Source organism: Amycolatopsis vastitatis (genome assembly GCF_002234595.1).
In the GTDB taxonomy this organism is placed as follows: Bacteria; Actinomycetota; Actinomycetes; order Mycobacteriales; family Pseudonocardiaceae; genus Amycolatopsis; species Amycolatopsis vastitatis.
The window spans coordinates 1-11377 of sequence record NZ_NMUL01000094.1 but is presented as its reverse complement, the minus strand read 5'-3'; the positions used below and the strand labels follow the sequence as shown (position 1 = coordinate 11377).

Here is an 11377-nt window from a genome sequence, read left to right as displayed (position 1 = left end):
ACCTAGGCCAGCTTGACGACGGGCTGACCCGCACCACCGCCCAGTTCACCCGGATGACGCTGACGGTCGGCGCCGCCGTCTTGAAGTACGGCGCGATGGCCGCCGCGATCGGCCAGGCCGTGACAGTGCTGGGCGGGATCGGGCAGGTCGCGCTCACCGCGTCGGGGTCGCTGCTGCTGGTCCCGGCCGCCGGCCTCGCCGCCGCAGCCGCGATCGGCACGCTGAAGCTAGGGGTCGCCGGGTTCGCCGACGCGGTCAAGGAGTCGGACCCGCACAAGTACGCCGAGGCCATCAAGGACTTCGCCCCGGCGATGGCCCAGGCCGCGAACGCTGTGCACGCGCTGCAGCCTGCGTTGCTCGGCGTGCGGCAAGAGGTTCAGCAGCACCTGTTCGCGGGCCTCGCCGCGGACATCACCGGTCTGGCGGGGACGTATCTGCCGCTGCTGCGGACCGAGCTGGGCAAGGTCGCCACCGGCCTCAACGTCGGCGCGGGCGGGTTCGCGTCCTTCGCTCGCGAAGGCCGCACCGTCGCCGACGTCACCTCTATCCTGGATGCCACCTCGGCCACGGTCGGCAACCTGGGCAAGGGCATACAGCCGCTGCTGCAAGCCTTGCGCGACATCGCTGCCGTGGGCGCGGAGTTCCTGCCCGCCTTCGGGGCCGGCCTCGCCGACGGGGCCCAGCGCTTCGCCGACTTCATCGCCCAGGCGCGCCAGTCCGGCCAGATGCGCGAGTGGCTGTCGGCCGGGATCTCGGCGGTCGGGGATCTGGTCACGGTCCTGAAGAACCTCGGCCAGGTCGTGTACGCGGTGTTCTCCGCGGCGAACACCGGCGGCGGCGGGCTGCTGTCCACGTTGGTGACGCTGACTGGGCAGATCGCCGCGTTCGTCAACTCCGCGCAGGGCGCGACCGCGCTGGTGCAGATCTTCGACGGCCTGCACGCGATCAGCACCGGGTTGCTGCCGGTGCTCGTGGCCCTGGGCCAGGCGATCGTGTCCTCGATCGCTCCGGCGATCAGCCAGCTGGGCCCGATGATCGGCCAAGCGTTCGCCGCGCTGGCCCCCGCGCTCGCGCCGCTCGGGCAGGCGATCGGCGCCCTGGCGCCGGTGCTGGGTGCCGCCGCGCAGGCCCTCGCCGCGGTGCTGGTGCCGGCTGCGGCGGCGCTCGCCCCGATCGTCGCCGCGCTGGCCCCCGCGGTGGCGGCCCTAGTCGGCCAGCTCGGCGGCGCCTTGGGCGGGGCGATCACCACCCTGACCCCGGCGTTGGTGCAGCTCGCGCAGACCCTGGCCCCGCTGATCAGCCAGTTCGGCGGTCTGCTGGTGCAGGCGCTCCAGCTCGCCGCGCCCGCTCTCGGCGAGCTGATGACGGCGCTGTCGCCGTTGATCGGCCAGCTCGGCGGCGCGCTCCTGTCGGCGCTGTCGGCCGTGCTGCCGCTGATCTCCGCGTTGTCCGGGCTGTTCACCAGCGTGCTGCTGGCCGCGCTGCAGGCGGTCATGACGGTCCTGCCGTTGATCGTGTCCACGATCCAGCAACTCGCCGAGGTCGTCGGCTCCGCCCTGGCCACAGCCACGCCGGTGCTCACGCAGGTGGGAACCCTGCTCGGCCAGATCGCCGGGCAGATCTTGTCCGCGTTGCTGCCGGTGATCCCGCCGCTCGCGTTGGCGTTCCTGTCGATCGTGACGGCGCTGCTGCCGATCCTGCCGCCGATCTTGCAGCTGGTGTCGGCCCTGTTGCCGCCGCTGCTCGGGCTGATCACGAGCCTGTTGCCGATCATCACCCAGGCCGCCGGGCTGTTCGCCACGCTGGTGACAGCGGTCGCGCCGCTGATCACGCAGATCGCGCAGTTCCTGATCCCGATCATCCAGGCCCTGTTCGACGTCGTGCAGCCGATCTTCACCGCGATCGTCGCGGTGATTTCCGGTGCCATGCAAGTGATCCAGGGCGTGATTCAGGTCGTGATGGGCTTGATCTCTGGCGACTGGAGCCAAGCCTGGTCGGGGATCAAGAACATCCTCGGCGGCATCTGGGGCGCCATCAAGGGGGTCGTCGCCGACGGGATCGGCGGCCTGCTCTCGTGGTTCGCCTCTCTGCCTGGCCGCATCCTCGGGGCGCTCGGTGACCTGGGCGGGCTGCTGCTTCAGGCGGGCAAGAACCTCATCCGGGGCCTGGTCGACGGGATCTCGTCCGGATTCGGCTGGGTGAAAGACAAGCTCGGCCAGCTCACGAACTGGATCACCTCGTGGAAGGGGCCGCCCGCCCGGGACAAGGTCCTGTTGTCCGGCAACGGCCGTCTCATCATGAACGGACTGCTGGCCGGGTTGCGGGACGGTGAGCCGCAGATCCGCGACTACCTCACCGGCCTGACCGCGTCGCTGCCGGTGGACGTCTCCGGGTCGGTCACGGCGTTGCCCGGCAGCACCGCAGGCGCCGGGCCGGTTGCCGCGTTCGCTCCTGCCGCTGCGGGGGCCGTTGGGGACGCGGGCCATGCCGGGATTGCCGACGCCGTGACCGCTGGGGTTCTGGCCGCGCTCGACGGCGCGCGGATGACCGTCGACGGAACGGGGGTCGCGCGGCTGGTGAACAAGTCCAACGCACGAAAGGCACGACGAGGCTGATGCCGTTCGATCCAGGAAGGTGGTACCTCGGGTGGCTGGGTGAGCTGCGCGCTCTCCCGGTCCCCGAGCCAGACCTGACCACCACAGAGAAGCGGTTCGGCGGAGTTCACGAATCGCTCAACGGCGCGCGCGTCGTGGACATCACCGGTTTCCGCACCGAATACCGGTTCACCTTCGCCTACCTGTCCGAGCCGGATTACGCGTGGCTGCGAGCGCTCTACCTGCGCCACATCCGGGGCCCGCATTACCTCATCAGCCCGCTACGTAAGAACCTGCTCTCGCCGCAGTGCAGCACCGGCTACATCCACGGAGTCCAGGACTACGGCTGGCAAGCCCTGAGCGCTAGCTATGAGTACGTCCTCGACTATCCCTCGGCTGTGGCACCGGCGGGCAATCGCACGTTCCGCATCACGAACGTCTCGACCGCACCGGGATACCTGATCCCGGACGGCAGCAAGAAGTTCATCCCCGTGCTTCCAGGCGAACCGGTGACCTTCTCCGTCTACCTCAAGGCCGACGCCGCCCGATCGATCACCATGCACCTGGAAAAGATCGACAAGTTCGGTGTCCCGATCGCCGGTGGCCTGACGCAGACCGCGAATGTCACGACATCGTGGCAGCGGTTCGCCCTGACCCACACGCCGGCGGCCGATACCGCCGCGCTGCGCCCGGGATTCGTTTTCCCCACAGCGCAGACCTACAACACGGCCTTCGCCGCACCCCAGGTCGAATACGGCAACGTCGCCACCGCGGCTGAACTCGGCGGCGCCAGCACGAAAGTCCTGATCGATCAGATCACCGGCACCTCGCCCCAATACCCGCTGACCGATGTGGCGGTCACCCTGCTGGAGGCGTGAGTGCAGAACCAAGGCGGCGTCGCAGCAGACGCAGCGATCACCGACAACGAACGCCGGATCCGGTGGCGGTTCAACTGCGACTGGAACGGCACCAGCGGCTACGACCACCCCTTGTCGTTCCTGGCCATGTACGTGCTCGAAGCCGAGATCGACCGCGCGCTGAAAGGCTCCGCGCCGGAAGAGATCATGCTCATCGAAGGCTCCTCGGCCGCCGAGCTGCGCGTGACCATCGCCGGTCGCGACGAGACGACCGGGCTGGGGTTCGACGCGGTGTTCAGCCCCTACAACGGGCTTTCGCCGCTTTACACGAAACAGCAGATCGGCACCGAGTGCCTCTTCGACATCGGCGTCGACACGCCGCTCGGCACGGTCTGGTACCCGCAGTTCGTCGGAAACATCACCACGATCGACATCGACCGGTCCACCGGCGAGGTGCACATCGCCGCACTCGACCGGGTGGAGAAGCTGCGCCGTCCCGTTGTCCTCGCGCCGTGGGCGGTGTCGGACTACTGGAACAACCTCGGCCGGATCACTGCGCAGCAGGCCGATACCGCGTGCTTCATCGAGACCTGCTTGCAGCAGTGCGACACCTCCGCCACACGCTACCGGCCGACGACCCGGGCCGAGCTGGACGTCCCGGACGGCTCCTTGGACGGCGTCGGCGTCTTTGTGCCGGCCAACGGCGGGATCAATCCCACGGTCGGGTGGCTGGACAACGCCCCGTCCATCACCTACCCGCTCGACGGGGTGCCGATGTATCAAGCCAGTGCCCAGCCCCACCCCGCCTCGCCGGACCAGAGCATCAAGGCGATGGCGTTTGCCGCGATGGGCACCAACGGCGACGGCGACTTCACGAAGTACTGGGTGGCCAACCGCGACCTGACCCGCGCCGAGGGCTCACACTTCCTCGGCCTGGTCCTGTCGACCGCGCTCGGGTTCCCGAACTCGACCTATTACGTGACCGCCCCGGAGACCGTGCTGTACGAGTACCGGGCGGGCGGGAACTACGTGTTCCGCATCCATCTTGAGGCCAACCAGGTCTGGCTGGAGGTCTACAACGAGAACACCGCACGGTTCTCGACCACCGCCCGGGTCACTATCCCCTCCGGTCAGGAGAGCGTCGAGGTCTACGCCACGGTCATGATCTCTCAGGGCGATGGGATCAAGGCGTACATCCGGGCAGGCGTCAACAACTCCGGGTACACCACGATCGGGCCGAACTTCGACCCGAACACCTACCCGTTCGACCCGCTGCAAGGTCTCCTGCTGGTTCGCCACCGCGTCGCGATGTTCGACATCGCCTACGCCTACCGCAACCTCTACCAAGCGACCCTCGCACCGGAAACCAACCTATGGCGGCAAGCCCGCTACGCCGCCGTCCTGGATCGCGGGGCGAACACGCTCTCGTTCAACCCCGGTGTCAACGGCACCGACGCCTGGGACGTGATCACCAAGCTGGCCGCCGCCGAGTTCGGCTCGGTGTTCTGGGACGAGAACGGCGTCTTCCGGTTCTGGAACTACGCCACTGTTCGCGCCAAGCAGGACCGGATTGTCCGGACCGTCTCACTGGACACCCTGAGGGGGCTGGAGATCACCAACTCGCTGGACTCGGTCCGCAACATCTACTCGGTGAGCGCGTCGAAACGAACCGCCAGCGCGGGCCGCATCTACGAGGCCCAGTCGGTCGACCAGTTCATCATTCCCGGCTCCACCCAGCGAGACTTCATCCTCTACGTCGATGACGTCCAGTTCGCCGAGCCACGCCGCCTGCCGCGGCACACGACCATCCCGCTGGGCACGCCGACCGGCAACCAGTTCTTGCAGTGGAGCGACCAGTGGTCGCACCATGGGTACGTCATGCAGTTGCTCTACCCCGAGGGCTGGCACGAACCGAACTTCGTCAACGTCGAGCTGGACGTCTACGCGTTCTTCAACAACGACGGGATGCTCGTTCTGCGCATCAACAACCCCTGGGCCGAAACTGCCCGCCTGGCGGTCGGCAACGGCGACGGCAGCGCCGTCCAGAACGACAACCGGCCCACACTGCGGATCGACGGCACGCAGATCATCAAAGGCAGCGATCAGACCTTCCGCACCGCCGATGCCGGTTCGGTGGCCAAGTACGGGCCCCGCAACTACGAAGCCACCGGCGAGTGGTACCAGCAAAGCTACAACGACAACGGACTCCTGACCGTCCTGCTGCCCCGCACCGCGAAGCCCATCCCCACCACGCAACAGGTTTCGATGCCTGGCGACCCGCGACTTCAGCTCGCGGACACGCTCGCCCTCGACGACCCGGACGGCGTCGGCAGCGCGCTGCGGCTACAGATCTTCGGGATCAACCGCAAGCTCACCCGGGACAGCGGGCTCGTCGACACCCTCAGCGTCGAACTGATTCGCCCGCCCGGCCTGGGCATCTGGGACTCCGCCCCATACGGCCGGTGGGACCAAAGCCTGATCTGGAACTGAACCCTCATCCGCAAGCGGAGGACAGCTTATTGGCCAACGTCCCGATGACGGATGCCGTCGCGAACACCGTTGCCGTGGCAGCCGAATACAACAAGGCGCTGGCGAACATCCGCGACCTCGACGCCCGACTCCGCGTCCTCGAAGCAGCCACGGCAAGTTCTCTCGGCCGGATCGCCGGGTCCCGCCGGACAACCGGGGTCGGTCCGTCCGCGTTCACCACCGAAACCCTGATCCAAGCGGTGACGTTCACCGCGCAGAACGGTCGACGCTACCGGTTCACGATGGACTACCAGAACGTCGCCGCCGATACCAGCTACTTCGGAGTCTGGGGCCGCTACGCGGCGGCCGCGACCGTCACCAACACCGGCACCCAGTTCTACTACCGCGACACCTCCGGCGGGACGCCCGGCAACTGGGAAGGTCCCAAGGTCATCATCGCCGAGGCCGCCGGCTTGCCCGCAGGCCAAGTCACGGTCGGGTTCTTCGTGCGCCGCACCGGCGGCTCAGGCAGCACCGACTTCCGCGCCGATGCCGGGCAACCGTCCTTCCTGTGGGTCGACGACGTCGGCATCTGACCCGACATCTGGGGGTGCCCGCTGACCCCGGAATGGCTCACCGCGCTAGCGGCATTCCTCGGCCCTGCTACTGGCGCCCTCACCGGCTTGCTCGCCGCTCGCCGCGCCGTCCGCACCGCCAAGGCCACCACCGATCAGCAAGCGCTGACGGCGCTGCACACCGGCTATCAGGCGCTGCTCGACGACCGCGCCACCCACACCCGCGACGTCCTGGCCGAACTCGCCGCGGTCAAGGCCGAACTGATCGCCGTGCGCGGTGAGAACGCGCGGCTGCTGCTCGAAGTCGGCGCCCTGCGCGCCCAGCTCAACCGACCCATCCATCCGGAAACATCCACGCAGCAAGGAGAACAGCTCTGACCGACTACGGCATCGACGTCTCGCACTGGAACACCGGTCAACGACTGGAACGCCGTGCGCGGCAACAACATCTCGTACTGCTCGTTCAAGCTCACCGAAGGCACGAACTCCACCGACACCACCAGCCCCGGACGCATCCCGGCGGCCCGCGCCGCCGGCATCGCCCTGGGCGGCTACCACTTCGCCCGCTCCGGCGACATCGCCGGACAGGTCGGCCACTTCGCCGACTCGCTGCGCGCCAACGGGTTACTGGGCGGAGGGTCGCTCGCGCCGATGCTGGACATGGAAGCCGCGGAACTGCGGCCCGGCGCGGACGGGTTCGTCGGCGACTTCATCGCCCGGTTGCGCGCGGCCACCGGCGTCCGCCGGGTACTCGTCTACGCGAACCTCGACTGGTACCGCAACGTCCTGCACCCGGACGAGTGGGCCGACGCCGACGTGTTCCTCTGGATCGCCCGCTACAACGGCGACCCAGGCAACCCCGGCTGGGCACACCCGCGCCTCGCGCTGCACCAGCACACCTCCACCGGGACCGTGCCCGGCATTCCGGGCCATGTGGATCGCAACGCCACCGTCGGGGCCTGGTCGCTGGGCAACCTCACCCTCGACGGCTCAGCACCGACCCCGCCACCCGCGCCCCCGGCACCGCCGAGCCCGCCGGCCACGGGCGGGACCTACACCGTCCGCTCCGGCGACACCCTCTCCGGCATCGCCGCCCGGTTCGGCACCACCGTGGCCGCCCTGGCCGCACTCAACGGGATCGCCAACCCGAACCTCATCTACGCCGGACAGACCCTCCGCCTGCCCGGCCCCGGCTCCGACAGCGGCGGACGCCGCTACCAGGTCAAGCCCGGCGACACGCTGTCCGCGATCGCGGCGAGGTTCGGCACCACCGTGGCCGCCATCGCGGCCCGCAACGGCATCGCCAACCCGAACCGGATCTACGCAGGCCAGTGGCTCACCCTCCCGTGACCACCGGCGGCGGCTGGTTGCTGCTGCTTGTCCTGGCCGCCTGGCTGGCCTGGAAAACCGCCCGCGCGTTCGTCCGCGCCTACGACCTGCTCGACACCCTGCCCATCCGCACACCCAAGGAGAACACCACCATGTCCCGCTACCCGCTCCGTATCGCCGGATCCATCGTCGGCGCGCTGACCGCCGTCGTCTCCGGCCTGGTCGGCTCCGGCCTGTTCACCGCTGACCAGGGCAACGCCGTCACCGGCGTCATCACCGGCCTGGTCACCCTGCTGGCCGCGTTCGGTGTCGTCGTCTCCACTGAGCAGAAGGTCACCCCGCTGGCCGACCCCCGCAACCGACAGGGACAGCCGCTCACCCCGGCTCAGACCACCGGAGAGGCTCTGACCGGGGAAGCCGGTAGTTGGGAGGCCGACCGTGGCTGAACCCGCCGCCGCCACGGCGATCACCGACCCGGCGTCCGTGCTGACCCCGGCCCAGCTGCAGGCGGCGCGGGCAGCGGCGGCCAGCGCGCCTCCGTTCACTCCGGCCCAGCGCGACCGGCTCGCCTGCATCTTCGGACCGACCGTCCGCGCGGTGCTCCAATCCGCGGGTTTGCAGTGACTGTGACTTAGCCTGTCCTGCATGGACCTGACCATCGAAGGGCCCGCATTAGACGACGATGTAGTCGAGGCGATGCGGCGCGGACTTGCGCGCATGGGTCGTCCCGACGCCGAAGTTGTGGCAGCCAATGATCTGCAGAGCGCCGTTCGACGGTTGGACAGTTCCCTTTCCGCGTACACTATACGGCGTGGAAGTGGCGAAGTCGCAGCGAAGACGATCGTAACACCAGAGGCGTCGGTTATCGTCGTGAACAGCAAGTACCTGAGAGAAGCTTCGCATCTTGATGTTGAACGGGTTCTTGCGCACGAGGCGGGGCATTTGGCCCTGGAAGCACACGGGGAAACCGTCAGTCCCGGACGACTTAATGGTGAATCAGAATGGCGTTGGAAGCTTCGCTACCTCGGCGGCACCGCCTTGGAGGAGTACCGCATTGAGCGAGCGCTGTACGAACTTGGCTATGGAGCGTCGGAGATGGCGGAAGGCGAATCGGTAACAGGGAGCTTGCATGCCTTGAACTGTGGCGTTTTCGAGGCAATGACGAATCCTCAGAGTCATGCCGACGTGCGCTTCTTCGAAGCCAGGATCCTTGAAGTTGTCTCCAACTTTGCCAAGGTGCTCGATTACTGCGGCGCTTTGTCGCTGAGCGGACGAGGCCGAGGCTACCCGGAACGGGACCTAGATCGCTTCGGTCGGGCGAATTGGGACGACTTCGTTGGATCTCATTGGACCGAGCGGATCGACTTCCTTGCAACGGTTCCAGATGTTCGCGAATCCGGCACTGGGAAGTTTACAAAGGAGATGTGGCACCAGATAGCCACTCTGGAAGAAAAGCTACTCAAGCGCGTCGGCTTCGTTTTTGAAGATGCCCCGAGCATTGGCACCTACGGCTTCTTTCGTCGACAGAGTGATCAAGACACACAGTCGCGACTCGATCGAGCTACAGAGGAGGCGATGGCTAGAGAGTCGCAAGCTTGACATGTAACTGCCTGAACCCCGGCACCCGCGAAGCCGGTGCCGGGGTTCAGGTCCGCAGGATTCTCAGCTGACCTCGCTCAGCGACTCCTCGTCGTCGAATCGGTCATCCACCCGCGGGAGGGCGGCCGGTGCACCCAGCCATGTCAGCTCGATGTCCTCGGGGTTCAACGGCGCGTGCCCACCCTTGGTCCGCAGCAACCTGGGCACGACCACCGCCCGCAGGACTTCCCGCTGCTGCGACAGCGACAGCCCGGCCCACACCGTCCTCGCATCGGCTCCCAGGAGTTCCGCGACCACAGGCGACACCCCGATCTGGCGGACGCGTTCCTCCGCCGCTTCGATCTGCGGGACCAGCTTGGCCTCGATCCGGGCGAGCCGATCCGGTGAGATCCCGCCGCTGGCCGCCGAGTCGGTGAACCCGTCCAGCCGGGCACGCAGCTCCCGGGCCGTCGCCACGGCCTTCGTCAGCTCGTCGGCCTGGTCCTCGTAGCGGAACAGCTCCCGCGCCTCCTCGGACTCCAGCCGGGTCAACACCGCCTCGACCACGTAAGCGTCGGTGCGCTCCATGTCCCGGACCAGGTGCCCGGATGGACACCGGTACCCGAGACGAGCGCGTGCCTTCGGCGTCCTCTGGGTCGGCCGCTCGCAGATCCCGCATCGCATGATCCCGGTCAGCAGGTACTTGATCCGCGTCCCGTCCCGCACGGTGCTGCGGCTCGGGTCGCCCAGGCGGGCCACGATCAGCGCCCGCTTCCGGTCGCTGATGATCGGTTCCCAGGTGCCCTTGCCGATGACCTCGCCCCGGAACACCCTCAACCCGGCCAGGGCCGGGTTGAGCGCGATGTTGCGGACCTTCGCCCCGTTCCACTGGCCCGGCAGCGGATGGACCCACTGTTCCCGGTTCATCTGCTGCGCGACCTGCGACGGGCTGTCCGTGCGCACTCGCACCAGCGCTTCATACGCGGCCTCCCGCTGCTCGGCGGTCAGCGTGTCGATGAACTTCGCCCAGCCGACCGGGTCCTTCGACAGGTGCACCAGCTTCTTCACGCGGTCCGCCCGCCACATGTGCCCCCGGGCGCACGGCACGCCAGCGTCGATCAGCTCCCGGACCAGTGCCGTTTCGTTGCCGTCCGCGATCAGCCGGTCCACGATCGCCTCGGCGATCGGCGCCGTCTCCGGGTCGACCGTGCGGGCGGCTTCGCCGGTGCGCTGGTCGTAGATGATCCGGTAGCCGTATCCCAGTGGCCCGGCCCACAGGCCCTCCAGCGCGCGGGCCTCGACACCCCGGCGGACGCGCTTGCGGATCTTCTCCGACTCCCGCTCCGCGTCTACCGCGTCCTCGGCGGTGTCGATCCGGTCGTCCGGATCGTTCATGTCATAGATCCGGTCGTCGTAGGCCCAGTAGCCGCCGACCTTCTCCAGGATCTCGCGCAGCCGGGCGAACATCGACAGGTTGCGCTGTGCCCGGGAGTTCTCCCAGGTCCAGAGCAGGTTCGCCTGCCCGGTCGAGAGCAGGCGCAGGGCCTCGTTGTAGTCCTGCCGCTCCTCGGTCGCGTACCGCGAGGCCGACAGGTTGTTGTCCACCAAGACGGCCACGACCTTGATGCCGTGCTCCGTGCAGAACTTCCGGCCGACGGCGATCTGCGTCGACACCGCGACCTTCCGGGCCTTCGTCTCGTTCGACGCCCGGGCGTAGATCACCGCGAACAGCGGCGGAAGCTCCCCAGTGATTGACCGCGACAACCTGCGGTTCAGTGCCTTACCCACGTACAAACCCCCAGCAACTCGCTGGGCGATGGTCGCCATTGGACCCCATGATGTGCGAACCGAGTCTATCCGACCAGGTGCACCACAGGGGCCGAACAAGGTAGTGCTGGACCCGCGTTTCCGCAGGTCCAGCACCATGATCTACTTGGGTTCCGATCATGGCTTAGGAACCTAAGTTGAAATCCCG

Annotated in this window: 10 protein-coding genes; 9 read left to right on the top strand and 1 reads right to left on the bottom strand. The window is 67.8% G+C overall.

The features are described from left to right. From CF165_RS53335 to CF165_RS50970, 9 genes are all read left to right on the top strand, one after another. Positions 1–2615: phage tail protein (locus tag CF165_RS53335; protein WP_240522209.1), on the top strand; the 2615-nt coding region annotated here is incomplete at its 5' end. Between the two features lie 134 nt (positions 2616–2749). After that, a complete protein-coding gene (locus CF165_RS49230; RefSeq protein WP_143268939.1) occupies positions 2750–3472 on the top strand; it encodes a hypothetical protein in 723 nt (240 codons plus the stop codon). Continuing rightward, entirely contained in the window at positions 3473–5941 is a 2469-nt protein-coding gene (locus tag CF165_RS49225) for a hypothetical protein (RefSeq protein ID WP_093954497.1), read from the top strand. 44 nt (positions 5942–5985) lie between these two features. Beyond that, a complete protein-coding gene (locus tag CF165_RS49220) occupies positions 5986–6516 on the top strand; it encodes a hypothetical protein (protein ID WP_143268937.1) in 531 nt (176 codons plus the stop codon). An 87-nt stretch (positions 6517–6603) separates the two neighbouring features. After that, the gene (locus CF165_RS49215) at positions 6604–6873 is read left to right on the top strand and encodes a hypothetical protein (protein WP_093954495.1); all 270 of its coding nucleotides are present in this window, start codon (positions 6604–6606) and stop codon (positions 6871–6873) included. A 54-nt stretch (positions 6874–6927) separates the two neighbouring features. Continuing rightward, positions 6928–7845, top strand: coding sequence for a LysM peptidoglycan-binding domain-containing protein (locus tag CF165_RS49210; RefSeq protein ID WP_093954494.1), 918 nt, complete (start codon positions 6928–6930; stop codon positions 7843–7845). Then, a complete protein-coding gene (locus tag CF165_RS49205; RefSeq protein ID WP_240522208.1) occupies positions 7827–8270 on the top strand; it encodes a hypothetical protein in 444 nt (147 codons plus the stop codon). Before CF165_RS49210 ends, CF165_RS49205 begins: the two co-directional genes overlap by 19 nt. Further along, positions 8263–8448: a hypothetical protein gene (locus CF165_RS49200; protein ID WP_093954493.1), complete on the top strand. Its 186-nt coding sequence runs from the start codon at positions 8263–8265 to the stop codon at positions 8446–8448. Before CF165_RS49205 ends, CF165_RS49200 begins: the two co-directional genes overlap by 8 nt. Positions 8449–8469: 21 nt before the next feature. Continuing rightward, complete coding sequence (locus CF165_RS50970) at positions 8470–9423, top strand: hypothetical protein (RefSeq protein ID WP_143268935.1); 954 nt, start codon at positions 8470–8472, stop codon at positions 9421–9423. Between the two features lie 63 nt (positions 9424–9486). Here CF165_RS50970 and CF165_RS49195 read toward each other — a convergent pair whose 3' ends face one another. Beyond that, entirely contained in the window at positions 9487–11124 is a 1638-nt protein-coding gene (locus CF165_RS49195; RefSeq protein ID WP_158226974.1) for a recombinase family protein, read from the bottom strand. Positions 11125–11377 lie beyond the last annotated feature (253 nt).